At 69.6% G+C, this 25,024-nt stretch carries 26 protein-coding genes and 1 pseudogene; 16 read left to right on the top strand and 11 right to left on the bottom strand.

Annotated elements, in window-relative coordinates:
* Window positions 1-20: 20 nt before the first annotated feature.
* From ACZ7GZ_RS22780 to ACZ7GZ_RS22770, 3 genes are all read right to left on the bottom strand, one after another.
* Entirely contained in the window at window positions 21-713 is a 693-nt protein-coding gene (locus ACZ7GZ_RS22780) for a class I SAM-dependent methyltransferase (protein WP_471026868.1), read from the bottom strand.
* Between the two features lies 1 nt (window position 714).
* Window positions 715-1,626, bottom strand: a complete 912-nt coding sequence (locus ACZ7GZ_RS22775; protein WP_471026865.1) for a phosphotransferase family protein — start codon at window positions 1,624-1,626, stop codon at window positions 715-717.
* Window positions 1,627-1,703: 77 nt separating this feature from the next.
* Window positions 1,704-2,453, bottom strand: a complete 750-nt coding sequence (locus tag ACZ7GZ_RS22770; RefSeq protein ID WP_471026864.1) for a hypothetical protein — start codon at window positions 2,451-2,453, stop codon at window positions 1,704-1,706.
* 223 nt (window positions 2,454-2,676) lie between these two features.
* Here ACZ7GZ_RS22770 and ACZ7GZ_RS22765 point away from each other — a divergent pair, with 223 nt between their 5' ends.
* The 6 genes from ACZ7GZ_RS22765 to ACZ7GZ_RS22740 all read left to right on the top strand — a co-directional run bounded on the left by ACZ7GZ_RS22765 (window position 2,677) and on the right by ACZ7GZ_RS22740 (window position 9,323).
* Window positions 2,677-4,032: a tetratricopeptide repeat protein gene (locus ACZ7GZ_RS22765; protein ID WP_471026863.1), complete on the top strand. Its 1,356-nt coding sequence runs from the start codon at window positions 2,677-2,679 to the stop codon at window positions 4,030-4,032.
* Between the two features lie 35 nt (window positions 4,033-4,067).
* A complete protein-coding gene (locus tag ACZ7GZ_RS22760) occupies window positions 4,068-4,568 on the top strand; it encodes an NUDIX domain-containing protein (RefSeq protein WP_471026861.1) in 501 nt (166 codons plus the stop codon).
* Window positions 4,569-4,683: 115 nt separating this feature from the next.
* Window positions 4,684-5,124, top strand: coding sequence for a hypothetical protein (locus ACZ7GZ_RS22755; RefSeq protein ID WP_471026860.1), 441 nt, complete (start codon window positions 4,684-4,686; stop codon window positions 5,122-5,124).
* Window positions 5,125-5,189: 65 nt separating this feature from the next.
* A complete protein-coding gene (locus tag ACZ7GZ_RS22750; RefSeq protein WP_471026858.1) occupies window positions 5,190-5,549 on the top strand; it encodes a hypothetical protein in 360 nt (119 codons plus the stop codon).
* Window positions 5,549-6,991, top strand: coding sequence for an NB-ARC domain-containing protein (locus tag ACZ7GZ_RS22745; protein ID WP_471026856.1), 1,443 nt, complete (start codon window positions 5,549-5,551; stop codon window positions 6,989-6,991). Before ACZ7GZ_RS22750 ends, ACZ7GZ_RS22745 begins: the two co-directional genes overlap by 1 nt.
* Entirely contained in the window at window positions 6,936-9,323 is a 2,388-nt protein-coding gene (locus ACZ7GZ_RS22740; RefSeq protein WP_471026855.1) for a tetratricopeptide repeat protein, read from the top strand. Before ACZ7GZ_RS22745 ends, ACZ7GZ_RS22740 begins: the two co-directional genes overlap by 56 nt.
* Before the next feature lie 260 nt (window positions 9,324-9,583).
* Here ACZ7GZ_RS22740 and ACZ7GZ_RS22735 read toward each other — a convergent pair.
* Window positions 9,584-9,760, bottom strand: a pseudogene (locus ACZ7GZ_RS22735) (cupin domain-containing protein); the annotation flags it as partial.
* 281 nt (window positions 9,761-10,041) lie between these two features.
* On the opposite strand from ACZ7GZ_RS22735, the gene ACZ7GZ_RS22730 reads away from it, so the two are divergent.
* The 3 genes from ACZ7GZ_RS22730 to ACZ7GZ_RS22720 all read left to right on the top strand — a co-directional run bounded on the left by ACZ7GZ_RS22730 (window position 10,042) and on the right by ACZ7GZ_RS22720 (window position 11,691).
* Window positions 10,042-10,395, top strand: coding sequence for a helix-turn-helix transcriptional regulator (locus ACZ7GZ_RS22730; protein WP_471026926.1), 354 nt, complete (start codon window positions 10,042-10,044; stop codon window positions 10,393-10,395).
* 40 nt (window positions 10,396-10,435) lie between these two features.
* Window positions 10,436-10,852: a VOC family protein gene (locus tag ACZ7GZ_RS22725; RefSeq protein WP_023546852.1), complete on the top strand. Its 417-nt coding sequence runs from the start codon at window positions 10,436-10,438 to the stop codon at window positions 10,850-10,852.
* 74 nt (window positions 10,853-10,926) lie between these two features.
* Window positions 10,927-11,691, top strand: coding sequence for a VOC family protein (locus ACZ7GZ_RS22720; RefSeq protein ID WP_471026853.1), 765 nt, complete (start codon window positions 10,927-10,929; stop codon window positions 11,689-11,691).
* On the opposite strand, the gene ACZ7GZ_RS22715 is transcribed toward ACZ7GZ_RS22720, so the two are convergent.
* The 4 genes from ACZ7GZ_RS22715 to ACZ7GZ_RS22700 form a co-directional block, all read right to left on the bottom strand.
* Entirely contained in the window at window positions 11,670-11,975 is a 306-nt protein-coding gene (locus tag ACZ7GZ_RS22715) for a hypothetical protein (protein WP_471026852.1), read from the bottom strand. The two genes, ACZ7GZ_RS22720 and ACZ7GZ_RS22715, sit on opposite strands and share 22 nt — an antisense overlap.
* Window positions 11,972-12,304 carry a DUF952 domain-containing protein gene (locus ACZ7GZ_RS22710; protein ID WP_471026850.1) on the bottom strand — a complete coding sequence of 111 codons (333 nt, stop codon included), beginning with the start codon at window positions 12,302-12,304 and terminating at the stop codon, window positions 11,972-11,974. The genes ACZ7GZ_RS22715 and ACZ7GZ_RS22710 overlap by 4 nt, the downstream gene beginning before the upstream one ends.
* A gap of 178 nt (window positions 12,305-12,482) precedes the next feature.
* Entirely contained in the window at window positions 12,483-13,622 is a 1,140-nt protein-coding gene (locus tag ACZ7GZ_RS22705) for a family 2 encapsulin nanocompartment cargo protein polyprenyl transferase (protein WP_471026848.1), read from the bottom strand.
* Window positions 13,623-13,735: 113 nt separating this feature from the next.
* Window positions 13,736-15,142 carry a family 2B encapsulin nanocompartment shell protein gene (locus tag ACZ7GZ_RS22700; protein ID WP_471026846.1) on the bottom strand — a complete coding sequence of 469 codons (1,407 nt, stop codon included), beginning with the start codon at window positions 15,140-15,142 and terminating at the stop codon, window positions 13,736-13,738.
* Window positions 15,143-15,360: 218 nt separating this feature from the next.
* On the opposite strand from ACZ7GZ_RS22700, the gene ACZ7GZ_RS22695 reads away from it, so the two are divergent.
* Window positions 15,361-15,954 carry an N-acetylmuramoyl-L-alanine amidase gene (locus ACZ7GZ_RS22695; protein WP_471026844.1) on the top strand — a complete coding sequence of 198 codons (594 nt, stop codon included), beginning with the start codon at window positions 15,361-15,363 and terminating at the stop codon, window positions 15,952-15,954.
* Between the two features lie 167 nt (window positions 15,955-16,121).
* Entirely contained in the window at window positions 16,122-17,021 is a 900-nt protein-coding gene (locus tag ACZ7GZ_RS22690; protein WP_471026842.1) for a 1-aminocyclopropane-1-carboxylate deaminase/D-cysteine desulfhydrase, read from the top strand.
* Here the strand turns inward: ACZ7GZ_RS22690 and ACZ7GZ_RS22685 are convergent.
* Window positions 17,018-18,613, bottom strand: a complete 1,596-nt coding sequence (locus tag ACZ7GZ_RS22685; RefSeq protein WP_471026841.1) for a Na+/H+ antiporter — start codon at window positions 18,611-18,613, stop codon at window positions 17,018-17,020. The two genes, ACZ7GZ_RS22690 and ACZ7GZ_RS22685, sit on opposite strands and share 4 nt — an antisense overlap.
* A 61-nt stretch (window positions 18,614-18,674) precedes the next feature.
* On the opposite strand from ACZ7GZ_RS22685, the gene ACZ7GZ_RS22680 reads away from it, so the two are divergent.
* The 3 genes from ACZ7GZ_RS22680 to ACZ7GZ_RS22670 all read left to right on the top strand — a co-directional run bounded on the left by ACZ7GZ_RS22680 (window position 18,675) and on the right by ACZ7GZ_RS22670 (window position 20,770).
* Entirely contained in the window at window positions 18,675-18,935 is a 261-nt protein-coding gene (locus tag ACZ7GZ_RS22680; RefSeq protein WP_471026838.1) for a UBP-type zinc finger domain-containing protein, read from the top strand.
* 309 nt (window positions 18,936-19,244) lie between these two features.
* Window positions 19,245-19,661 carry an ATP-binding protein gene (locus tag ACZ7GZ_RS22675; protein WP_471026837.1) on the top strand — a complete coding sequence of 139 codons (417 nt, stop codon included), beginning with the start codon at window positions 19,245-19,247 and terminating at the stop codon, window positions 19,659-19,661.
* A 17-nt stretch (window positions 19,662-19,678) separates the two neighbouring features.
* On the top strand, window positions 19,679-20,770 hold the full coding sequence (locus ACZ7GZ_RS22670; protein WP_471026835.1) for an RNA polymerase sigma factor SigF: 1,092 nt from the start codon (window positions 19,679-19,681) through the stop codon (window positions 20,768-20,770).
* 1 nt (window position 20,771) lies between these two features.
* On the opposite strand, the gene ACZ7GZ_RS22665 is transcribed toward ACZ7GZ_RS22670, so the two are convergent.
* A complete protein-coding gene (locus ACZ7GZ_RS22665; protein ID WP_471026834.1) occupies window positions 20,772-21,218 on the bottom strand; it encodes a hypothetical protein in 447 nt (148 codons plus the stop codon).
* Window positions 21,219-21,456: 238 nt separating this feature from the next.
* Between ACZ7GZ_RS22665 and ACZ7GZ_RS22660 the strand changes: the two genes are divergently transcribed.
* On the top strand, window positions 21,457-22,425 hold the full coding sequence (locus ACZ7GZ_RS22660) for a diacylglycerol/lipid kinase family protein (RefSeq protein ID WP_471026833.1): 969 nt from the start codon (window positions 21,457-21,459) through the stop codon (window positions 22,423-22,425).
* A gap of 331 nt (window positions 22,426-22,756) precedes the next feature.
* Complete coding sequence (locus tag ACZ7GZ_RS22655) at window positions 22,757-23,014, top strand: WhiB family transcriptional regulator (RefSeq protein WP_003992873.1); 258 nt, start codon at window positions 22,757-22,759, stop codon at window positions 23,012-23,014.
* A 234-nt stretch (window positions 23,015-23,248) separates the two neighbouring features.
* Here the strand turns inward: ACZ7GZ_RS22655 and ACZ7GZ_RS22650 are convergent, their stop codons facing one another.
* Window positions 23,249-24,724, bottom strand: coding sequence for a sensor histidine kinase (locus ACZ7GZ_RS22650; protein ID WP_471026832.1), 1,476 nt, complete (start codon window positions 24,722-24,724; stop codon window positions 23,249-23,251).
* Window positions 24,725-25,024: the final 300 nt, after the last annotated feature.

Genomic DNA, 25,024 nt, shown 5'->3' with positions numbered 1-25,024 from the left:
ACGCCGGGGCGAATGGCTGGTCAGAGCTTGCGAGCGCGGATCAGCAGGGTGGTGGGCCAGTGGCCCATGCGAGGGTCGTGGAACTCCTGGGCCGAGGTAAGCCAGAAGCCCGCTCGGCTGAGGTGCTTCTCCCAGCGGTCCGTGGAGAACTCCCAGCGTGCGATGGGGAGCCGGGTGCGGTCGGGGAGGGTGACGTGGTCGCGGCGGGGCCGGTCGTCGCCGGAGGGGCTTCGGCCGCCGCGCTGCGGGTGGGGGACGGAGAAGGCGAGCACTCGTCCGGGCGTGAGGCGCTGGGCGATGGCCGGCAGCAGGAGCTCAGGGGCGACGAGGCCGATGGCCCCGAAGACGGAGTAGATCGCGTCGAACTGCTCGTCGGTGGCGTGCAGGTAGTGCAGGGCGTGGCCGGCGACGAAGGTGAGGTTGTTCAGCCGTCCGTAGTGGGAGCGGGCGCGGCGGACCTGGAGGCCGACCAGGTCGACGCCGGTGACACGGGAGCCATGGCGGGTGGCGAGGTGGGCGGCGTTGTGGCCAGGGCCGCAGCCGAGTTCCAGGAGTCGCTTGCCGCGCAGGTCGGGGCCGAGGGCGTCGGCGCCGGGACCTTGGCCGGGTCTCGTCGTCCACTCCATCCGGGCAGGTACGGCCAGAGGTTCGGCGAGTCCTGCGGCGGTGCGTTGGAGGGCGTGGACGTGCCATGGGGATGCCTGGGCGAGCACGTCAGATCTCCAGGAGGTGGAGGACGTCGGTGAGGTGGCGATGGACGGCCTTGATGTAGGCGGGGTCGGTGGCCGGGTCGTTGATCCAGCGGATGGACTGCTCCATGAACCACTCGACGGCCCACATGCGGTGCCAGCCCAGGGCCCAGTTCTCGGAGGTGAGCCCGCCGCGCGGGGCGAGGGCGTCGGGGGTGCCGCCGGCAGTGACGTACTGCTCCAGGAAGACGCGCAGGCGCACGGGGCGCGGGGGCTCGATGGTGCCGTGCCAGCTAGCGAGGTCGAGCAGGCCGGGACCGGTGAAGGCGCGGGCGAAGTCGAGCAGCCGCCAGCCGCGCTCGCCGATGTGGAGGCTGGTGGGGTGGAACTCGGAGTGCACCCAGCCGAACGGTTCCAGCGTCGCTCCAGCCGAGCGGGCCTCGGCGGCCTTGGCGATTCGGTCGAGCGCGTCCTCGACGTCGTCGGCGTCCTGCCACCGGTCGGCCTTGCGCAGCCGTTCGAGATGCTCCAGCGCCCGGGCCGGGAGCGTGCGCAGCCGGTCCTGGTCGAGGACGGGCAAGGGAGGAGCCGTACGGGCGCCGTGCAGCACCACGGCCGCGGCGACGCCGTCGAGGTCGTCGGCCTCGCGGACGGACGGTCCGAGGTCCTCCATGAGCATGCCGAGCCAGCCGCCCAGGACGGCCGAGGCGTGGACCTGGGGGACGGGTACGCCGAGGGTGTGGGCCAGGCGGAGGGCCTGGTCCTCGCTGTCGAAGGGCTTCTTGGCGTACTTGAAGATGGCGGTGGCACCATCGGGGAAGGTCACGCGCTCGACGCCGGACATGGACCACACGCGTACCTCCTCCCGTACGGCGGTGGTCTGGCCGGCCACGATGAGCAGGTTGTCGAGGAGTTCGGCGCTGGGGTTCGTGGTCACGTGGGGCTCCGGGGAGGGGTGGTGGCGTCCGGGGCGGGCGAGGGATGCCGGCCCGCCCCGGAGCCTGATCGGGTGTGTTACGCGGCGGGGTTCACGCGGTGGGCGTAGACCTGCTCGATCCAGCCCGCCTTGAACGCGGCGAGGTCGTGACGGAAGTTCGCCATCGAGGCACCGTAGGGCGCGACCACGCCACCGGACTGGTCCGGCACCGACTGGCAGCCGTGCACGAGCCGGCCGCCGAGCGCCGCGTGGGCCTTGATGGACTCGATCCGGCGGTGCTCGTTGAACCAGCCGCCGTGGTAGACCTCGTCGAGCATGCCGCCCATCTCGTCGCTCAGGTCGAAGACGACGGAGGTGGCGGCGGGGAAGAACCAGCACGGGCCGACGTTGGAGATGTGCCCGTCCAACTCGACCTTGTTGAGCGCCATGAGCGTGGCCGCCTCGCGGAGCATCCGCAGATGGTCGGCGGTGATCTGCGGCAGGCCGAGGCCGGCCAGGTGCTCCTCGCGGAAGAGGTACGCGTACACCTCGTACGCGGTGGCCAGGACGCGGGCCGCGTCGGAGGTGGACTCACCGTGGCTCTTGATGAAGTCGAGCGCGAGCTGCTCGACCGCGCTCTCGGTCGTCTCGTCCACGTCCAGGAGCTGGGACTTGACCAGCTCCCAGTCGGCGACGAGCCAGGAGTTGGCCCCGAAGCGGAAGAAGTACTCGGCCGGGTCGATCGTGATGCGCCGGCCGTCGACCTGGATGCCGGGTAGGCGGCTCCAGCGCGGGTCGAACGCCTCGGACAGCTCGACCGTGATGGCCGTGGTGTCGATGGTGGTCACCGTGTCTCCGTCTCTGATCGGCCAGGTTCGGGCACAGGAACGCCCGAGCCTGGTATGGGCGTACGGAACTTCGGGTTGCCGCCCGGACCAAGGGGGAGCCTGGATCACGGTCGCGCCCTTCCGGGCGGCTGCTGATAAGTGAACCCGTGGTCACGCTCAGTGGGTACGGTGGAAGGCAGTCGAAGCGGTATACGCGGTTTACAGCTCCAGGGCGGAGGCGATCGTGGCGGCGCAGAGAGAACCCAACTCCCATCTGCGCGACCTCATCGACGCGTCCGGCTGCACCTACGATGCCCTCGCCCGAGACGTGCGACGTATCGCCGCCGAGAACGGCGAGATCCTCCAGACCAACAAGTCGGCCATCTCGCACTGGGTGAACGGCACCCGCACCCCTTCTGGCCGGGTAGGCCAGTACCTGGCCGAGGCCCTGTCCCGCCGAGCGGGGCGCACGGTCACCCAGACCGAGATCGGCCTCCAGGCCGGTGATGACGAAGAGCCAGCGGAATCCGACCCCGTCCTCGCGGTCACCGACCTGGGCCGCGCCGACGTCGAGCGCCGCCGCTTCCTCGCCATCGCGGCCTTCACCACCGCCGGGGTCGCCATGCCGCTCGGTTACGACCACGAAGCCACCGCCCGCATGCTCCGCGCCCGCACCGGCACCTCCCTGGTCGGCGCGGAGGACGTGGACGTCGTACGGCAGATCACCGCGGCTTTCAGCGCCGCCGACGAGCGCCTCGGCGGCGGGCACGGCCTGACCACCGTCACCGCGTACCTCGCCGACACAGCTGCCCCCATGCTGCGCGGACGCTTCCCCAGCGAAGCCTTACGCCGGGCCGCCTTCGGCGCCGTCGCCGAACTCGCCTACCTCGCAGGGTGGAAGCACCACGATCTGGGCCAGGAGGGTGCCGCCCAGCGCTACTACCAGGTGGGCTACCAGCTCGCCTGCCAAGCCGATCCCCACGGCCACGCCGCCTGGATGATGCGCGCCCTCGCCCACCAGGCCCTCAGCCTCAAGCGGCCCCACCACTGCGTCAACCTCGTCGAAGGAGCTCTCAACCGCGGGCTGGGCCACGTCGACGGCCAGACCGAGGCGCTGCTGCACATCACCCACGCCCGCGCCTATGCCGCCGTGGGCGAGAGGCCCGCGGCGGCCCGCGCTTTGCTCGCCGCCGATGACGCTCTGTTGCGTGACGATGGCCCCCAGCCGAGCTACTCCCGCGTCAGTGGTCCGGCAGCCGGCACCGTCGCCAGCCACACCGCCCGCACCCTGACCGACCTCGCCGACCACATCGGCACCGAGCAACAACACCGCGACGCCCTGGTGCGCTGGGACCCCGAGAAGTACAAGCGCGTCCACGCCCTGACCTATGCCGACCTGGGCGACAGCCTTGCCGCCCAAGCCCGAGCCGACGAGGCCGTCGCTGCCTGGTCCCAGGCCCTGACCCTGATGGAGGGCATGACCTCCGACCGCACCCGCAAGGCCATCACCTCGCTCCGCTCCACCCTCTCCATCTACCAGCGCCGCAAAGTGCCCGGAGCCGCCGAACTCGCCCGTCGCGCACGAGAAGCGCTGGCCTAAGCTGCCACCATCCGGTCGACGAAGGGACACAAGCCGTGGCTCAGCGGACAACCGACGACCAGTCCAAAGCCCTGCCGCCCGCCCTCGAATCCATGACCCTGCTGGTCGCCGCCGTCATCGTCCACGACAAGGCCGCTAACCGCGTCGTCCTCCTCCAGCGCAGCCAGAACGCCAAGTTCGCCCAGGGCATGTGGGACCTCCCCGTCGGCAAGAGCGAACCTGGGGAACCCATCACCGAGACTGCGGTGCGCGAGCTGTACGAAGAGACCGGCTTGACCGTGAAGCCGGAGGCCCTCAAGGTCGTCCACATCATCCACGGCGCCTGGGGCGTCGAAGCACCCAATGGCTTCCTCACCGTCGTCTTCACTGTCCACGACTGGACCGGGGAACCTGAGAACCGTGAGCCGCGCAAGCATGCCCAGGTCCGCTGGGTCGACACCGACGCAATCCCCGAGGAGTTCGTGGACACCACGGCCAGCGCCCTTCGTCAATACCTAGCTGATGGGCAGCAAGTCACCCTCGATGGTTGGGGCTAGCCGTCATCCATCCTCCGTACGGCAGCCGTGGACTGTCCATAAACGGCGCGTGCCCGCTGCAGCAACGGTAGCCTCCAAAATCACGACGACCATCCATCCAGGGGGAACCAAAGACATGCTCGATCCCGAACTTGTCTCGGTGGCAACCGGCGCAGCGGGAACGATCGTTGCGTCCATGCTCACAGGTGGAGCCATGGCTATCCGCCCAAGGGTCGTGCAGCTCTTCCGTAGGGGCACGCAGGACGAACAAGTCCTGGCCCTCAATGCCCACGACAACGACGCTCGGACGCTTGCAGAATGGGTTCGCGCGGCAGCCTCCGATCCCTCGGCAGTAGCCGATCTGGCACGTGCCCAAGAACAGCTCACACAGGAGTGGGCTCAGCGCCTAGCGGAGTACGTAGACAGATATCAGGAAGCGCGCCCCGATCTTGACTCCATCGCCGAGGTCGGTGCCACCTCCAATACCGGGAGCCAGCACAACTCCGGGTCTGGGACGTTCGTCAACGGAACGGTTATTGGAGGCATTCACAACACCTACGGCGGCGGTTCTCAGTGACCGTGACAACTGGAAGTTCGGAGTTCGATCCTCGCTCGCAGCACAACACCGGGCCAGGGACGTTCGTGGGGCGTGACCTCCACGGCGGAGTTCACAACCACTACGAGCAGCTCAGCGAAGAGACCAAGGGACACCTGAAGGTCATCGCCAAGACCTCACCCAAGCTGGCCCGACTACTCGCCGACACCGCGATCCACAGCGCACAGAACGCGCAGGCTGCTGAGTTGATCGCTATCACCGCGAAACGATTCAACATCGCCGACTCTGCGGAACTACTTGCGAGCGCCGCAGCAACCCTCCAACGAATCACTCTCCCTGACTCCGCACAATTACTCTCGGCCGCAGCAAACAAACTTGAAAAGGTATTGCCGAGACTCCTCGACGCAGCAGACGCTTTGAACTCCAACCGCCGAGGGAGGATGTGATGAGCGTGTCTGACGAGCAACCGAGTGAACAGCGCAACGAAGGTCAGGGAACCTTTGTAAACGGCAGCCTCCACGGCGGCGTGTGGAATATCTTCGTCAACCACGCGTCTCAGAATGAGAAACAGCCCCCTTCTGCCCAAGAGATGCTCGCACTTGGCTCAGTAGAGGCTCCCTTCGGCAGGCTTCCGGAGGCCGTTCTGGGCCGTGATGGCATCCTCACAGCCCTCACGCAGCCCATGGACGATCCGCGTATCCAAGTCCTTTCTGGAATGGGCGGAGTAGGAAAAACCACAGTCGCCCTGAGTGCGGCTGAGCGGGCCAAGCGAGCTGGAGCCGAGGTCTTCTGGATCCAGGCCGGATCCGCGGCCGCCGTGGCCGACGGGATGCGGCACGCGGCCCTCCTCGCGGGCGCCCCGGCCGAGCACGTAGCCCACGCCTGGGAAAAGGGCGGACGACCGGCGGCCGACCTGGTCTGGCGCCACCTGGCGAACATGGACCGCCCGTGGCTGCTCGTCTTCGACGATGCCGACGATCTCGACGTTGTCTCTTGCCCAGGGGCCGCCTTGGCCGACGCTACTGGCTGGGTCAGGCCCCCTGTCGGCAAGTCGTACGGCGTTCTGGTCACCACGCGTGACGGTAACAAGCGGTCTTGGGGCGACAGAATTGCACTATTCCATCAACTTGATGTCTTGGAGACCAAATTCGCAGGCCAGGTCCTCCAGGAACTCGCTCCTGAAGCGGGGGATACAAACTCCGCTCGGTCTCTGGCTGACCGGCTGGGCTCCCTACCGCTCGCACTGCATCTGGCCGGCACATACTTAGCGATGGCTCACGGCGATCCATTGGCCGAAGCCCAGACCTTCACCGAGTATGTCCGTGTCCTCGACGACTCCCCGCTGTTCCTCGACGACGCGACGGAGGGTGTACACGGGGACCTACGCAGTGACGAGGAGCGGGCACGCCGGACCATCGCTGGTACGTGGGACCTATCCCTCGCCCTCCTCGAACGGCAGGGCACTGGGCACGCACGCGGCCTGCTCCAATTGCTGTCCTGCTTCGCCCCAGCTGTCCCCCTGCCCAATTCATTACTCAACCCGTCCACGATTGCTGGCCTCGGGATGTGGCCAGAGAAGCTGGCACCGCGCACAATCAGGACGACCCTCGGCGGATTGCGCAGGTTCGGGCTCGTCGGGGTCGACACGCTCTCGACGGAACCCGTGTACCAGATCCATCGGCTGGTGGCTGAGGTGTCGGTAGCCCCCCCTCCTCTCGGAACCCCAGGGCTATCAAGAGGTGTGGGACTCGGCCGCCGACCTGCTTGTGGCAGCTACTCCGTACGCGGAGAATCCACGCGATCCGCGTTCGTGGCCTGCCTGGCAGGGTCTCGTGCCGCACTGGCTGGTTCTGCTGGGCCGCTTGCCACGATCAAATGTTCCCGCTGACGATCGCCTCACCGATGTGTTGCTTTGCGCCGGGGTTGCCGTTTCTTATCTGCACTTTCGGGGCGAATATGGGACGGCCTGCAAATTCGCCGACGAAGCGCTGGAGCGTTCCATTTCCGCAGCAGCCGACCCCTGGATCGGGGTGAACCTTCAAAGGCATCGGGCGATCGCAATTAAAGAAATGGGCGATCTGAAGACCGCCGAGTTCGAGTTGGACCGCATCGCGAAGGAGTGCATAAAGCACTTTGGGGCAGCTGACCCGACCACTCTCTCCATACGCTATGAACGGGCGCGAGTGTCATCGCAGAGAGGGAAGCTAGCCGAGGCTGAGCGCGAGTACAACGAGGTGATCGGTCAGGAAACTCAGCTGTTCGGCGCGGAAGCTGCTCAGACATTACGCTCGCGGCATGCCCGTGCAATTTGCATCCGGAGTATGGGGCGCCTCGACGATGCAGCCGCCGAGGGGAGAGTGGTACTGGAGGGGCTGCGTGCAGAGCTGGGAGAGAAACACCCTGATGTCCTCGAGGCCCAGCACGAGTTCGCGATCTCTCTGCGCGACCAAGGAGACAATGAGCGCGCCGAAGAAGTCTTCCGTCAAGTGCTCCAGTTGGAAGAAGAGGCTCTCGGTGTCGAGCATCCATCCACGTTAATCACCCGCTCGAACCTGGCATCCGCTCTCGTCCTGCGCCAGAAGTTCACCGAGGCGGAAGCCGAGATCCGGACAGTACTGGAGGCTCGCACCCGTATCTTGGGGCCGGATCATCCCGAAACGCTCGATGCACGCCACACCTTGGCCGTACTTCAAATGCGGCACGGGGAACTCGATGCAAAGAGCGCTGCGGCAGTCTTTGCTGAACTCACCGATGCGCAGAGAAGGCAACTCATCGATGATCACCCCAATGTGCTGATCGGCCGGGACAGTTATGCCGCAGCACTGCGATCCATGGGTGAGCTGAGCCAGTCAGAATCGGAGTACAGGTCGATTCTGGAAGCAGCGACTGCACGCCACGGCGCGCAGCATCCGGTCACGCTCAATGCGCGCTTCGAGTGGGCTATGGCCTTGGGACGCATCGGGCGGACGCACGATGCAGTGTCTGAGATGCACGAGGTCCTCGACCTTCAGCAGCGTGTGCTCGGCGAGTCACACCGGAACGTCGCCAGCATCCGTGCATCACTCGGCGCCCTCCTGTTGCAGCAGGGAAGCCTTTCCGAAGCCGAGAAACAGCTCCAGCATGCACTGAGCATTCTGTCGGAGAGCGACGGCGAGCGACTTGACGTCCAGCATGATCTCGTGGCTGTGCTGCACGCGCGCGGAAGAGTGCGGGAGGCGATCCATCAGCTGAGGGAAATCGTGGAGCAGGAGCTTCGCCGCTCTGGTCCGGCCCATACAGACACGATAACTGCCCGTAATAGCCTCGGTGTCGCCTTGAAGGACTTCGGAAAACTCGAAGAAGCGGAAGAGGTCTACCGTGAGGCGCTCAGAGGCGCAGCAACCAAGCATTCGGACGATGAGCCTCTGATACTGACGGTACGCCACAACCTCGCGGTAGTGCTGCGCATCCAGGGGAATCTCGACGAGGCCGAGAAAGAACAGTCCGCGATCCTGGCGATCCAGGAGCGCCGGCTCGGGCCCGAACATCCCCAGATGTTCGCGACACGGCTCTCACTAGCTCGCATTCTGGACGACAGAGGAGCTGCCGCAGAGGCAGAGGCCGCATACCGCGACCTGCTGTCAGCATGCACTCGCGCCATGGGAGGCGACCACCCACAGACGTTGTCCATCTGGGGAAATCTAGCCTTCCTCCTTGCCGATCAAGAGCGCTTCGCCGAAGCGGAGACGGAATATCGCAATGCACTAAAGGGATGTCTCAAGACCCTAGGAGACGACCACCCAGACACCCTCACGATGAACCACAATCTAGCGATGGCGCTGGGCAATCAGGGGAAAATCCGTGAGGCCGTCACCCGGCTCCGTGATGTAGTAGAGCGTCGAGCACGAACGCTGGGGTCTGATCATCCAGAGACGCTAATAGCGCGCAAGAACTTAGGTGAGGGCCTAAGCCGTGCGAAGCAGCCAGCAGAAAGCGCTGAGAATTTCAAGGAAGTGGCAGAGGGCTGGGCGCGTGCCCGCGGAGCAGACCACGACTCAGTTTGGGATCTACGCTACCGACGAGCCCAGCTGCTGTGGGAAGCCGGGCAGCCGCGAGCCGCGCAGGACGAGCTCGAAGCGCTGCTGGACCTGGCCCAGAAGGCCGGACTCGACGGGGATCGACGTGTCACCACGCTGCAGCGGGTGCTCATGGCGGTACGCGCCGACGATGGCGATTCCTAGTCGGTGATCACAAGGACGGCGCAGCAGTCCGCACACAGTCCGCAAGACACCCACTCAAGACCGTCGCACCCCATCGCCACCAATCACCAAAAGACCAGGTCAGCGCCCCACAGAAGAGTTCCCCGCAGGTCACCGACCTGGCCCATTACTAGGAGACCAAGAAGGCCTGAGGCTTTCGCTCCCCCGGCAAGGGGTCCGCCGGTTCGCCGGCGGACCCCTTTGCCGTACGGCCGTCGCCCGTCGCGGAGTCGGGCCGCAGGTCAGGAGGTGGAGGCCAGGCCGGGTGGGAGGTGCACCGTCATGATCAGGTGGCAGGTTCCGGTGCCCGCGCCGCGGTAGGTGCGGGGAGTGTCGCCGTCGAAGGTGGCGGTCTGGCCGGCCTTGAGGGTGTGCTCGGTGGCGTCGACGACCAGGGTCGTGCGGCCGGAGGTGACGCTGAACTGCAGGGCCTCCTCGCCCCGCACGCCGAACACAGCGCCGTGCACCACCTCAGCCCCACCCAGCCGCAGGTCAGCGCCTGACGGGAGAGGCCCGGCCGGTGTCCGCCTGGGACAGGCCGGGGACGCCGAAGGTGAAGACGACGACCACGGCGACCGCGGCACCGAGGCTGCTGCCGGAGGCCGTCGGAAGCGTTTTTCGCCGCGGTGTCAGTGCCCTGTGCCAAGCTGTCGGCGTGACCCTGGAGGACCTCAGACGGCTTCGGCGGGTGCGCGACCGCATGGACCGCGAGTACGCCGAGCCCCTCGACATGGCCGAGCTGGCCCGCGGCGCCCACATGTCGCCGGGCCACTTCCAGCGCAGCTTCCGCAAGGCCTTCGGCGAGACGCCGTACAGCTATCTGATGACCCGCAGGATCGAGCGGGCCAAGGCGCTGCTGCGCCGCGGTGACCTCACCGTGACCGAGGTGTGCCTCGCCGTGGGGTGTACGTCGCTCGGCTCCTTCAGCTCCCGCTTCACCGAGCTGGTCGGGGAGACCCCGAGCGCCTACCGGGCCCGTGACCACGAGGAGAGCGCGATGATCCCGTCCTGCGTGGCCCGTACGTTCACCCGCCCGCGCCGCCGGCCCTGGTGACACGCGCGCGCCCGGGTCCGGATGGGCCTAGCGTGAGCCCATGGACGTGAAACTCAAGCAGTGCTTCATCGCGGTGGACGACCATGACAAGGCCCTCGCCTTCTACCGTGACGTGCTCGGCCTGGAGGTCCGCAACGACGTGGGCTTCGAGGGCATGCGCTGGGTGACGCTGGGCTCGCCGCTCCAGCCGGACGTCGAGATCGTGCTGGAGCCGCCCGGCGCGAACCCCGACGCCTCCCCCGCCGACCGGCAGGCGATGGCCGAACTGCTCGCCAAGGGCATGCTGCGGGGTGTCATCTTCACGACCGAGGACTGCGACGCGCTGTACGAGCGGGTGCGGGAGTCCGGCGCCGATGTGCTCCAGGAGCCCACGGACCAGCCGTACGGGGTGCGCGACTGCGCCTTCCGCGACCCGGCGGGCAACCAGTTGCGCTTCCTCCAGCGGCCCGCGGAGTGACCTACCCGGATCCTGAGAGCCGCGGACGTGAAATGGCCTCAGCCGGCGGGAAGTCGGCGCCTACACTCCCCGTCATGATCATTCGCTGGACGTACGCCTTCGTCGACCGGCCCGCCGCCCGGCTGCCCGAGGCCCGCGCCTTCTGGACCGCCGTCACCGGCACCCGGCCGTCCGAACCCCGCGGCGACCAGGGGGAGTTCCTGACCCTGCTGCCCGGGGGCGCCGACGGCGCGGACGCCTGCCTGAAGCTCCAGGGCGTGACCGGGGGCGACGGCGGCGCCCACCTCGACCTCTGCGTCGAGGACGTAGGTGTGTTGACGGGGGCGGCCCGTGAACTCGGCGCGGACCTGGTGGCGGACCACGACGGCTGGGCCGTACTGCGCTCCCCGGCGGGGCAGTTGTTCTGTGCCGTGCCCTGGCACGGGGAGTCGGTGCGACCGCCGGTGGTGGCGGGCAGCCGGCTCGACCAGGTGTGCCTCGACATCCCGCCGTCGGCGTACGCCACCGAGTCCGACTTCTGGGCCCGGCTCACCGGCTGGGAACGGCAGACCGGTTCACGGCCGGAGTTCGAGGTGCTGAGGCCGCCGCCGGGCCTGCCCGTCCGGATCCTCCTGCAGCGGCTCGGCGCGGAGCGTCCGGTCTCCGCCCATCTCGACCTCGCCTGCGCGGACGTCGCCGGCGTCCGCACCCGGCACGAGGAGCACGGGGCGGTCCGGGTGGGCGGGGGCCCGCACTGGACGGTGATGCGCGACCCGGCGGGCGGCACCTACTGCCTGACCGGCCGGGACCCGGGGACCGGCGGGCTGCCCGGCGCCGGTCAGCCCCCGGTGGACGCGTAGAGGCACAGAACCGCGGTGCCGGAGGGCGCCGGACGCGGCGGGCACGCGTCCTCGCCGCCGTCCTCCTCGCCGCGGTCGTCCTCGCCCCCTGGCCGGGCCCGCATGTCCGCCCGGCCCGGCGAGGGGGTCGGGCCGCTCCCGTTCTGCCAGACGTACGGCCCCTTGGGCCGGGCGTCCTCCTGGAGCAGGAGCGTGAGTGCTCCCCCGGCGGCCACGGTGACCGCCCAGCCCGTCACCGCCCACCGCCACCAGCGCCGGCGGCGCACACCCCCCTCGCCGGTCACCCCCAGGACTCCACGTCCACCACGGCGTCGGCCGGCACCGGCCCGTACACATGCGGGAACTCCTCCCCGCCCGGCTCCACGGCCTCGTACTTCACCGGCACGCCGACCAGGGCCGGGTCCACGACCAGCACGACCAGCTCGTCCGGGCCGTCGTAGTCGCCGTAGAGGAACGCGGCGATACGCGGGAGCTGCTCGCGGGTGGAGAAGTGGATGAAGCCCTCCTCCTGGAGGGTGCGGCCACGGGTGGACACCTCATAGGAGCCGCGCTCGCGCGCCGCCTCCCAGAGGGAGCGTTCGGTGATGTGGAAGATCCGGGGCAGTTTCGGCATGCGGCCACGGTACGGCGCCGACGACGGGCTCAGCGGTGTATCCGCGCAAGTGGCGGGCCCCGCACACCGTGTGGATGTGCGGGGGCCACCCGGCCGGAGTCCCGTGGCCCGTGCGAGGTCAGGAGTCACACGGTCCCGGGACCCCGGGGTTTCTCCCGGCTGCCGGTGCGTGCAGCGCTCAGCTGCTGCGCCGGGTCACGAACTCGGCGAGCGCCAGCAGACCGTCGGCCGCCTCGGGGGCAGGGACCGCGCGGGACAGCTCCTGCACGGCACGGGCCATCCGGTCGGCCGCCTCGGCCTGCGCCCAGTCCCGGCCGCCCGCCCGCTCCACGGCCAGGGCCGTGCGCGCGATGCCCTCGGCATCACCGGAGACGTACGGCTTGCCGTACAGCCCGGCCAGTTCGGCAGCCGCCTCGGTACCGGTGGACAGGGCCGCGACGACGGGCAGCGACTTCTTGCGGGCTGCGAGATCCGCACCGGCCGGCTTACCGGTGCGCCGCGGGTCGCCCCATATGCCGATGACGTCGTCGATCAGCTGGAAGGCCAGCCCCGCCTGGCGGCCGAAGCCGTCCAGCGCCGCCACGTCCTCCTGGCCAGCGCCCGCGTACAGCGCGCCGAGGGCGCAGGCGCAGCCCAGCAGCGCGCCCGTCTTGGCCTCGGCCATGGTGAGCACCTCGTCGAGGGTGACCTCGTCCGGGGCACGGCGCTCCAGGTCCGTGTCGGTGTGCTGGCCGGCGCACAGTTCCAGGACGCAGTCGGCGAGCCGGGCCGCGGCCGGCCCCGAGGCCGGGTGGGGGTCCTCGGCGAGCAGCCGCAGGGCCAGCGCCTGGAGGGCGTCACCCGCGAGGATCGCGTCGGCGTCGCCGAACACCGTCCAGGCCGTGGGGCGGTGCCGGCGGGAGGAGTCCCGGTCCATCACGTCGTCGTGCAACAGCGTGAAGTTGTGCACCAGTTCGACCGCCACCGCCGCCCGCACCGCCGCCGTACGGGCCGCCGGGCCGCCGAGGGCGGCGGCTGCCGCCAGGACGAGCGCGGGCCGTATCGCCTTGCCGGCCTCGCCCGTCGCCGGGGTGCCGTCCACGTGCTGCCAGCCGAAGTGGTAGAGCGCGATGCGGCGCATGGAGCCGGGCAGCGACTCCAGGGCCGCGCGCAGCTCCGGGTCGACGACGGCCCGGGTGCGCTCCAGCAGGGCCGCCGCCTCCTGTCCCTCGAGCGGACCGCCGTCGGCGTCGCCGGTCCTCCCCCGTCGTTCCCCCGCCGTGCCGGGGTGCGGCTCGGCGGGGGAACGCTGTTCGGTCTCCGTCATGAACTCGGCCATGTCTCCCCCCTCGCCACGTCCGCGGACGCCGGCGTCGCCGGCCCGGCCGGACGGATGTTCCGAGGGTCTACCCGCCGCGGCGGGCGGGGACACGGCCGCGAAGTGCGGAAACGTCACCTCCAGCGGCCGATCTCGACGTTCTCCAGCACGCCGAGGGCGTCGGGCACCAGCACGGCGGCCGAGTAGTAGGCCGTCACGAGGTACTTGATGATGGCCTGTTCGTTGATGCCCATGAAGCGGACCGACAGGCTCGGCTCGATCTCGTCAGGGATGCCCGACTGCCTGAGACCGATGACGCCCTGGTCCGCCTCGCCGGTACGCATCGCGATGATCGAGGTCGTGCGCTCCGGGGTGACCGGGATCTTGTTGCACGGGTAGATCGGCACCCCGCGCCAGGTGGGGATGCGGTTGCCCCCGATCTCGACGGTCTCCGGGACCAGTCCCCGCTTGTTCAGTTCGCGTCCGAACGCGGCGATCGCGCGCGGGTGGGCCAGGAACAGCTTGGTGCTGCGCCGGCGGCTGAGCAGCTCGTCCATGTCGTCCGGGCTGGGCACGCCGTCGTGCGGCTGGATCCGCTGGTCGTACTCGCAGTTGTGGAGCAGACCGAAGTCGCGGTTGTTGACAAGCTCGTGCTCCTGGCGCTCCTTGAGCGCCTCGACCGTGAGCCGCAGCTGCTGCTCGGTCTGGTTCATCGGCTGGTTGTACAGGTCGGCCACGCGCGAGTGGATGCGCAGCACGGTCTGGGCGATGCTCAGTTCGTACTCGCGGGGCCGTGTCTCGTAGTCCACGAAGGTGTGCGGGATGTCGGGCTCGCCGGAGTGACCGGCCGCCAGCTCGACCTCTTTCTCACCGTACTTGTTGGTCCGCTGCTCCGGGACGGAGCGCAGCTGTTCCAGGTGCGCCCGCAGGGTGTCGGAGCGCTCGGCGATCTGCTGGAAGTCCTGGCGGCTGAGGATCAGTACCGTGGTCGCGGTGTCCGCGCGGACGGTGTACTCCCAGATGGCGTCCGGGTCCAGCAGCGCCTGCTCACCGAAGTAGGCACCGTCGGCGAGGACCCCGAGCACGGCGTCGTCGCCGTAGGGGCCGGTGCCGATCTTCTCGACCCTGCCGTGCGCCAGCAGGTACACCTCGCCCGTCTGGTTGCCGAAGTCGGCGATCACCTCACCGGGCGCGAAGTCGCGCTGGCGGCAGCGCCGGGCCAGCTCCGTCAGCACCTCCTCGTCCTCGTAGGAACGCAGGGCCGGCAGCTCGCCGAGCTCGGCCGGGATGACCTCGACCTGGTCTCCGGTCTTGACGAAGGTGATGCGGCCGTCGCCGACGGAGTACGTCAGCCGCCTGTTGACGCGGTACGTGCCGCCCTGCACGTCGACCCACGGGAGCGTGCGCAGCAGCCAGCGGGAGCTGATCTCCTGCATCTGCGGAACGGACTTCGTGGTGGTGGCCAGGTTCCGCGCAGCCGCCGTCCCGAGGGACTGCTGCGGCTTGCTCTGATCCGTGCGGACCTCTTCGCCTACCGACATAAAGAATTGCCTCCCAGGTATGCCCGGTGCCGAATCGCACGGGCACCGGTCTCGGGACGAGCCTTCCATCACTGTCCGTCGCCGTGCCATTACCCAAAAGAGCGGGAATGGATCATCGGATTACTGGGCACGTAGAGGGATCGCGTCGCGTCCGGAACGTCCGGATTCGATAGCGTCCGGCGAGCCGGACCGGACCGGCACGGAACGAAGGAGGCGGCATGGCCCCACCCATGTCGGCGAGCGGGTTTCTGGACGCTCTGCGAGCGGAGGACGTCACCGTCGTCGAGGTCGGCGACTGGCGCAGCCACAACCGCAACCACAAGGGCCCGTGGGGGCCCGTCCACGGCGTGATGATCCACCACACGGTGACCCGCGGCAGCGCGCACACGGTGCAGATGTGCAGGGACGGCCGTCCGGCGCTGCCGGGCCCGCTGTGCCACGGCGTGATCACCAAGGACGGCAGCGTGCACCTGGTCGGCTACGGCCGCGCCAACCACGCCGGCCTGGGCGACGACGACGTGCTGCGCGCGGTGATCGCCGAGGAGGGGCTGCCGCCGGACAACGAGGCGAACACCGACGGCAATCGGCACTTCTACGGCTTCGAGTGCGAGAACCTGGGCGACGGGGAGGACCCCTGGCCGCCGGCCCAGCTGGACGCGATCACCCGGGCGGCGGCTGCGGTGTGCCGCCGGCACGGGTGGACCGAGAGCTCGGTCATCGGCCACTTGGAGTGGCAGCCGGGGAAGGTGGATCCGAGGGGGTTCGGGATGGGGTGGCTGCGGGACCGGGTGGCTGAGCGGTTGATGGGGTAGCGCCGTCGGGATTGCGGGCCGTTGCCGGGTGGGGGTCCGTCGTGGCCGTTCGCGCAGTTCCCCGCGCCCCTCGGGGAGCCGCAGTGCCGTCGGCTTCGCCGTCACCCGGTCGGCGCCGGCAGGCGGCCCCGCCCCCGTCCAGCCACCGCACCGGCGACAATGAAGCCGTGACCAGCAACGGCCCGCTCGCTCCCCGTCTCCCCTCCCCTCTCCAGGAGGTGAGGGACGACAGGTTCGAGCGGCACGGTCTGCGGTTGCTCCTGAAACGCGACGACCTGGTCCACCCCGACCTCATCGGCAACAAGTGGCGCAAGCTCGTGCCGAACATCGAGGCGGCCCAGGGCCGCCCCCTGGTCACCTTCGGCGGTGCCTACTCCAACCACCTGCGCGCCACCGCCGCCGCGGGCCGCCTCCTCGGGCTGCCGACCACCGGCGTGGTCCGCGGCGAGGAGCTGGCGGGCCGTCCGCTCAACCCCTCGCTGGCCCGGTGCGCGGCGGACGGCATGCGACTGCACTTCGTCGACAGATCGACGTACCGGCGCAAGACCGAGCCGGAGACCCTGGCCGCGATCCTGCGCGCGGCCGGCGCCGAGGAGGCGTACGTCGTCCCCGAAGGCGGCAGCAACAGCGCGGCCGTCCACGGCTGCCGGGCCCTCGGCGGGGAACTGCGCGGGCACGCCGACGTCGTCGCGGTCGCCTGCGGCACCGGCGGCACCCTCGCGGGGCTCGCCGCCGGGCTGACGGCCGGGCAGCGCGCGCTCGGCATACCGGTCCTGAAGGGCGGCTTCCTGGCAGGCGACGTACGGAATCTGCAGGAACGTGCCTTCGGCGCCCGTACCGGCTCCTGGTTTCTCGACGAGCGTTTCCACTTCGGCGGTTACGCCCGTACGACACCCGAACTGCACGCTTTCGCCGAGGACTTCGAGGACCGCCACGGCCTGCCCGTCGAACGTCTCTATGTCGCCAAGTCGCTCTACGGAATCGCCACCCTCGCCCGGGAGGGTGCCTTCGCGCGCGGGACGACGATCGCCGCCGTCGTCACCGGGCGGCCGTTCCCGGAGGGCTAGGCCGCCTCCCGGTAGGCCGCCGCCTCCTCCAGGTCCAGGCGCCTGAGCAGCGCCCGCAGCATCTCGTCGTCGATGTAGCGGTGGTCCCGGAGCTTGACGAAGACCTCGCGTTCGGCGCTGATCATCTCGCGGGACAGCCGGCGGTAGGTGTCGTCCACGGTCTCGCCGGTGACCGGGTTGGTCTGGCCGAGGCGCTCCCAGACCGCGTTGCGGCGGCGCTCCAGGACCGTGCGCAGACGGTCGGCGAGCGGCGGGGGCAGGGCGTTGCGCTCGTCGGAGAGGAGGTCGTCCAGGCGCCTCTCGGCGGCCCGGGAGGCCTGTGCCTGGGCGTTGGCCTCGGCGAGCGTCTCGGCCTGCCGGTCGCGGCCGGGGAACCGCATCAGGCGGATCAGCGGCGCGAGCGTCAGGCCCTGCACCACGAGGGTGCCGATGACGGTGGTGAAGGTCAGGAACAGGATCAGGTTCCGCTGCGGGAAGGGCGCGCCGCCGTGCACCGTGAGCGGGATCGAGAACGCGATGGCCAGGGACACCACACCGCGCATGGCGGCCCACCCCGTCACGACCGGCCCCCGCCAGGTGGGATCGTCCTCGCGCTCCCTGATGCGGCGGAAGAGCCGGCGGGGCAGGAAGGTCGCCGGGAACACCCAGACGAAGCGGGCCGCGACGACCACGAGGAAGACCGCCAGCGCGTACCAGGCCGCGTCGGCGCCCTCGTACGCGCCCAGTCCCTTCAGGACGGTCGGCAGTTGCAGGCCGATCAGGGCGAACACCGCCGATTCCAGTACGAAGGCGACCATCCGCCACACCGCGTCCTCCTGGAGCCGGGTGTCGAAGTCGACCTCCCACGCGCGGTGCCCGAGATAGACCGCGACCACCACGACCGCGAGGACTCCGGAGCCGTGGAACTGCTCGGCCACGCCGTAGGCGACGAAGGGGATCAGCAGGGAGAGGGTGTTCTGCAGCAGCACCTCGTTCAGATGGGTGCGCAGCCAGTGGATCGGCACCATGAGCACCAGTCCGACGACGACACCGCCGATGGCGGCCCGCAGGAACTCGCCGATGCCGCCCGCCCAGGTGGCGCCCTCGCCGACGGCCGCGGCGAGGGCCACCTTGTACGCGGTGATCGCGGTGGCGTCGTTGAGCAGGGACTCGCCCTGGAGGATGGTGGTGATCCTGGACGGCAGCCCGACCCGGCGTGCGATCGCCGCGGCGGCGACCGCGTCCGTCGGTGCGACCACCGCGCCCAGCACCAGCGCGGCGGGCAGCGGCAGCCCCGGAACGACGAGGTAGGCGGCCCAGCCGACGGCGAAGGTCGCGAAGAGCACGTACCCGATCGACAGCAGCCCCACGGGCCGCATCTGGGCGCGCAGATCGAGGTACGAGCTCTCGGTGCCCTCCTTGTACAGCAGCGGGGGCAGCACCAGGGGCAGGACGATCTCCGGGTCCAGCGTGTAGTGCGGGACCCCGGGGACATACGAGATCGCCAGGCCCACGGCGACCAGCAGCAGCGGGGCCGGTACGGGGGTGCGCCGGGCGGCCCCCGCCACCGCCGCACTGCCCGCCACCAGCAACAGCAGCGGCATCACGTCCACGATCCTCGCCCACCCTCGTTTTCCGCGCGGCCACCCGCACACCCGTCGTAATCTGGCAATCATGAAACAGTGCACGCACGCCGGCGCGCTGCCGCACCCGGAGCCGGATCCGCTCGACGCCACCTGCCCGGAGTGCCTGCGGGACGGCACGCACCCCGTCCAGCTGCGGCTGTGTCTCAGCTGCGGACACGTCGGCTGTTGCGACTCCTCGCCGGGCAGGCACGCCACGCAGCACCACGAGAGGTCCGGTCACCCGGTCATGCGGTCCTTCGAGCCGGGCGAGGAATGGCGGTGGTGCTTCGTGGACCACGTACTGGTCTGAGCGTGCCGTCGCGTGCTCGCATTCCCGCCCGACCGCGTTCTCGTGTGACACTGCATGCGGCGGCGACCGCACGACGGTTCGAGCGTGTGACGTCTGGGTACGTCAACCCGGCGCGCCCTCTTCCCATTTGGGCCCGCAAACCCTCTAGACACGGAGCGTATGCACAGCTTTACTGTGAGTGACGCCAGGGGGTTGGGGTCCCGGGACAGGAACGTTCGGAGCGCGATAGCGTCACCGCGGAACCACGTACGCGTTACCCCGGGGGGCGACCCTCGGCCCCGTAAAGCTTGTACCACCATGGAGGTGAGGGTGTCCCAGATCGCAGGCGAGCCCACGGCGAATCAGGACTTCGTGGAAGTCCGGCTGCCGGCTGCGGGTGCCTACCTGTCGGTGCTGCGGACGGCCACGGCCGGTCTCGCGGCCCGCTTGGACTTCACCCTGGACGAGATCGAGGACCTGCGCATCGCCGTGGACGAGGCGTGCGCGATCCTGCTCCAACAGGCCGTGCCCGGCTCCGTACTCAGCTGTGTCTTCCGGCTCGTCGACGACTCGCTGGAGGTCACGGTCGCGGCGCCGACCACAGACGGTCACGCCCCCGCGCGGGACACCTTCGCCTGGACCGTGCTGTCGGCCCTCGCGGGCAAGGTCTCGTCCGCCGTCGACGAGGACAAGACCGTGTCGATCAGCCTCTACAAACAGCGCGGCGCGGGTCCCGGGCCGGCGTGAGGAACGGGGACGGTCCGGTGCGGGACGAAGAGCGCGGCACACGGGAGCTGCCGGCCGGGGACGGGGGTGCCCCCCGGCCGAGGACGGCCGAGACGCCCGGGGTGGGCCCCGGGGACGGTTCCCGGCGCATGGCGGACGGCATCGACGGCATCCCCGAGCAGGCCAGACCGCACCCGGAGGACGACTCCGCGCGGGCCGGCGGTGACGGTTCCGTCGAGGGCGCGCCCGCGGTGGGACCCCGTGCGGCGGCCAGGGCTCGGGGAAGGGCTACGGGCGGGACGATGAGCGAGCACGAGCGGTACGCCGAGGACGAGGCGCCGGGCGCGGAGGCCGTGCAGGCAGCACAGCACGGCCCCCAGGACCGCAGCGGTGCGCGGGCGATGTTCGTGGAGCTGCGCACGCTGAACGCGGGCAGCCCGGAGTACGCCGAGCTGCGCAACCAGCTGGTCCGTATGCACCTGCCGCTCGTGGAGCACCTGGCGCGCCGGTTCCGCAACCGCGGCGAGCCGCTGGACGACCTCACCCAGGTCGCCACGATCGGTCTGATCAAGTCCGTCGACCGGTTCGACCCGGAGCGCGGCGTGGAGTTCTCCACGTACGCCACCCCGACCGTGGTCGGCGAGATCAAGCGGCACTTCCGCGACAAGGGCTGGGCGGTCCGCGTGCCGCGCCGGCTCCAGGAGCTGCGGCTCGCGCTGACCACGGCGACGGCCGAGCTGTCCCAGCTGCACGGCCGCTCCCCCACGGTGCACGAGCTGGCCGAGAAGCTCGCGATCTCCGAGGAGGAGGTCCTGGAAGGCCTGGAGTCCGCCAACGCGTATTCCACGCTGTCCCTGGACGTCCCCGACACCGACGACGAGTCCCCCGCGGTCGCCGACACCCTCGGCGCGGAGGACGAGGCGCTGGAGGGCGTGGAGTACCGGGAGTCGCTGAAGCCGCTGCTGGAGGACCTCCCGCCCCGGGAGAAGCGGATCCTGCTGCTGCGCTTCTTCGGGAACATGACCCAGTCGCAGATCGCGCAGGAGGTCGGCATCTCCCAGATGCACGTCTCCCGGCTGCTGGCCCGCACCCTGGCCCAGCTGCGGGAGAAGCTGCTCGTCGAAGAGTGACCTACTCGGCGCGGCCCGGTCCCTTGATGCCGAGGGCCCGGGTCGTCTCGCCGTTGACGAGCAGCACCAGCGCCGCCACGGCGGCGGCCGTGAGGGCGATACCGGCCGGGACGGCCGCGCCGTCGGCATGGATCAGGTTGTACGCGACCGGCAGCGCCAGGAGCTGGGTGATCACCGCGGGGCCGCGGCTCCAGCTGCGCCGCAGCAGCAGCCCGCGCGCGGCGAGCAGTGGCAGCAGCGCGAGCACCGCCAGCGTGATGCCCAGGGTCACGGCCTGCTGCCGGTCGTCCGGGGAGCCGGTGAACCCGAGCACGAGCACCCACAGCCCGCCGGCCCCTAGAGCGACGCCCTCCAGCCCGGCCAGCACGGCGGCGTAGGTCAGCCGGCGGGGGCGCGCCGCTGCGCCGGCTTCAGCGGTCTCCTGGGCGGGGTTCTGCTCACTGCTCACCCCAGCAGGGTAGCCGTCGGGCCGGCGCGGGCAGGGGTTGGTCCGCCGGCGGCGCGGGCAGCCGTGCCCGGAAGGGGCACCGGGAACGCGCGACCAGCCACGACGCACCGCAGCCGCGCACGGCCCGACGCACCCGCTCGGCTGAGCGCACCCCGAGTGTCCAGTGTCACGCCCCGCCTCTTACCCGATCCCTACCTCGGTATGGGCCCGGTACCCCCCAGTAGGTACGCTGCCCTCCATGCGTGCACTTCTCGTGGTCAATCCGGCGGCAACCACCACAAGCGCACGCAGGCGCGACGTCCTGATCCACGCGCTGGCGAGCGAGATGAAGCTGGAGGCGGTCACCACCGAGTACCGCGGCCACGCGCGCGACCTCGGCCGGCAGGCCGCGGACAGCGACGACATCGACCTCGTGGTGGCCCTCGGCGGCGACGGCACGGTCAACGAGGTCGTCAACGGCCTCCTGCACGCCGGCCCCGACCCCGAGCGCCTGCCCGGTCTCGCCGTCGTCCCCGGCGGATCCACCAACGTCTTCGCCCGCGCCCTGGGCCTGCCCAACGACCCCGTCGAGGCCACCGGCGCCCTGCTGGACGCCCTGCGCGAGGGCAGCGAGCGGGTCGTCGGGCTCGGACTGACCTCGGGCACCCCCGGCACCGAGGACGAGGCGGTCCCGGACCGCTGGTTCACCTTCAACGCCGGCCTCGGTTTCGACGCGGGCGTGGTCGGCCGGGTCGAGCAGCAGCGCGAGCGCGGGAAGAAATCGACGCACGCGCTCTACGTCCGTCAGGTCATCCGGCAGTTCCTCGGCGAGCAGAACCGCCGGCACGGTTCGATCATGCTGGAGCGGCCCGGCGAGGACCCGATTGCCGATCTTGTGGTCGCCATAGTCTCGAACACGTCCCCGTGGACGTATCTCGGCAATCGCCCCATGTACACGTCGCCTAAAGCCTCGTTCGATACCGGCGTCGACGTGCTCGGTCTCAGCCGTCTGTCGACGGCCGCGGTTGCCCGGTATGGCACCCAGTTGCTCACTTCGTCCCCCGAGCGCGGCCCCCATGGCAGGCATGTGGTCTCCCTGCACGACCTGGACCGGTTCACCTTGCATTCGAAGGTGCCTCTCCCCCTGCAGATGGACGGTGACCACCTGGGGCTCCGTACGAGCGTGACGTTCACAGGCGTACGCCGTGCACTGCGTGTGATTGTGTGAGCGGAAGACGCAAAAGTCCTTTCACTCGAACGTTTAGGCCAGGATCCACCCCATGGAAGTACGGCTGTGACCTAGTCGACACCGAGGAATCAAAAAAAACTTTCCGGAAGGGGTTGTATCCGCCGCTGAGGTTTGCGAGTCTCTACGTGGCGATCGGGACGGCCCGCAACACCGGCCTCCACTGATCACCGGAACCCCTCTTCAAACCAAGGACCACGCCGGGGAAGACTCGGCGGTCGGCCCTTCACTTGTTGAGGGATTCGTGAAAGCGTTCACATTCACAAGCAACCTGTACGTCATACGTTCAGAGAACCTAGGAGAGGTAGCAGCCATGGACTGGCGTCACAACGCCGTTTGCCGCGAGGAAGACCCCGAGCTCTTCTTCCCCATCGGCAACACCGGTCCTGCGCTGCTGCAGATCGAGGAAGCCAAGGCCGTCTGCCGTCGCTGCCCGGTGATCGAGCAGTGTCTGCAGTGGGCGCTCGAGTCCGGTCAGGACTCCGGCGTCTGGGGTGGTCTCAGCGAGGACGAGCGCCGCGCCATGAAGCGCCGCGCCGCCCGCAACCGGGCCCGTCAGGCCTCCGCCTGACACACCCACCCCTGCTGACAGCCTGAGCTTGGCGGCGCGTGCAGCACGTACGCATCTCCCGCCCCCGAGCCGCAGCGCGCAGTACCCCCCGATGCTCCCCCATCTCTCGGCTACGCTCGAGCCGGGGGGACCCCCATCGCTTCACAGCAGAGCAGCAACGAGCACGAGCCTCGGACCCATGGCGGTCCGGGGCTTTTTGCTGTGCTCAAACCCCCTTACCGCAGGGGCGGTTGCTCACTTCTGCGCCCGCACCGGAATGTCCAGGACCACCCGGGTCCCCCGCCCCGGCGCGGGAACCATGTCGAACGAACCGCCCAACTCGCCCTCCACCAGCGTCCGTACGATCTGCAGCCCCAGGTTTCCGGAGCGGTGCGGGTCGAAGTCCTCGGGCAGGCCGACGCCGTCGTCCTGGACGGTGACGAGGAGGCGGGCCTCCTTCGTCGTACCACCACGCACCGCCGAGACCTCGACCGTGCCCGTGTCGCCCTCGCGGAAGCCGTGCTCCAGGGCGTTCTGCAGGATCTCGGTGAGGACCATCGACAGCGGGGTGGCCACCTCGGCGTCGAGTATGCCGAAGCGCCCGCTGCGCCGGCCGGTCACCTTGCCCGGCGAGATCTCCGCGACCATCGCCAGCACGCGGTCGGCGATGTCGTCGAACTCCACACGCTCGTCCAGGTTCTGAGACAGCGTCTCATGCACGATAGCGATGGAGCCGACCCGGCGGACGGCCTCTTCCAGGGCCTCCCGGCCGCGCTCGGAGTCGATGCGCCGGGCCTGCAGACGCAGCAGCGCGGCGACCGTCTGGAGGTTGTTCTTCACCCGGTGGTGGATCTCCCGGATCGTCGCGTCCTTGGTGATCAACTCCCGTTCGCGGCGCCGCAGTTCGGTGACGTCCCGGCACAGCACCAGGGAACCGATCCGGGTGCCCTTGGGCTTGAGCGGAATCGCCCGGAACTGGATGACCCCGTCGTTGGCCTCGATCTCGAACTCGCGCGGCGCCCAGCCGCTGGCCACCTTGGCGAGCGCCTCGTCCACCGGCCCCCGGGTCGGGGCGAGTTCGGCGGTGGTCTGCCCGAGGTGCTGGCCGACCAGGTCGGCGGCGAGGCCGAGGCGGTGGTAGGCGGACAGGGCGTTCGGGGAGGCGTACTGGACGATGCCGTCGGCGTCCAGCCGGATCAGGCCGTCGCCGACGCGCGGCGAGGCGTCCATGTCGACCTGCTGGTCGGGGAAGGGGAACGATCCTGCAGCGATCATCTGCGCGAGGTCGGAGGCGCTCTGGAGGTAGGTCAGCTCCAGGCGGCTCGGAGTGCGGACGGTCAGCAGATTGGTGTTGCGGGCGATCACACCGAGGACACGGCCCTCGCGGCGTACGGGGATGGACTCGACCCGTACGGGGACCTCTTCGCGCCACTCCGGGTCGCCCTCGCGCACGATCCGGCCCTCGTCCAGTGCCGCGTCCAGCATGGGCCGGCGCCCGCGCGGGACGAGGTGGCCGACCATGTCGTCCTGGTAGGAGGTGGGGCCGGTGTTGGGGCGCATCTGGGCGACCGAGACGTACCGCGTGCCGTCACGGGTGGGGACCCACAGGACCAGGTCGGCGAAGGAGAGGTCGGAGAGCAGCTGCCACTCCGAGACCAGCAGATGGAGCCACTCGAGGTCGGAGTCGCCGAGGGCGGTGTGCTGGCGGACCAGCTCGTTCATGGAGGGCACGTCTGCGAGCGTACCCGCGGGCTGCGGATGGCCGGAAAACACCCGCGGGCCGCGGCGCCTGGAAGGGACCCTCAACCCTCCCGGCACCGCAGCCCGGAGCATCATCGGCCGCGGGGTGTGCGGTCCCGTTCGGCCGAAGGTCGAGGAGCCGGGGCAGTCAGGGCAGAGAGCGCCGGTTCCTCGATCCGTCTTCCTGTGCGGGGAAGACGGAGGCTTGTGCGTGTGGATGCGTTCTTGTCGATTCTGGCCTAGACCACAAGGACGTGTCCATGGTCTTGTCGGCATGCACGACTCATGGCA

This window comes from Streptomyces sp. NPDC037288, from assembly GCF_055603265.1.
This window is presented reverse-complemented; position numbering and strand designations above follow the sequence as displayed.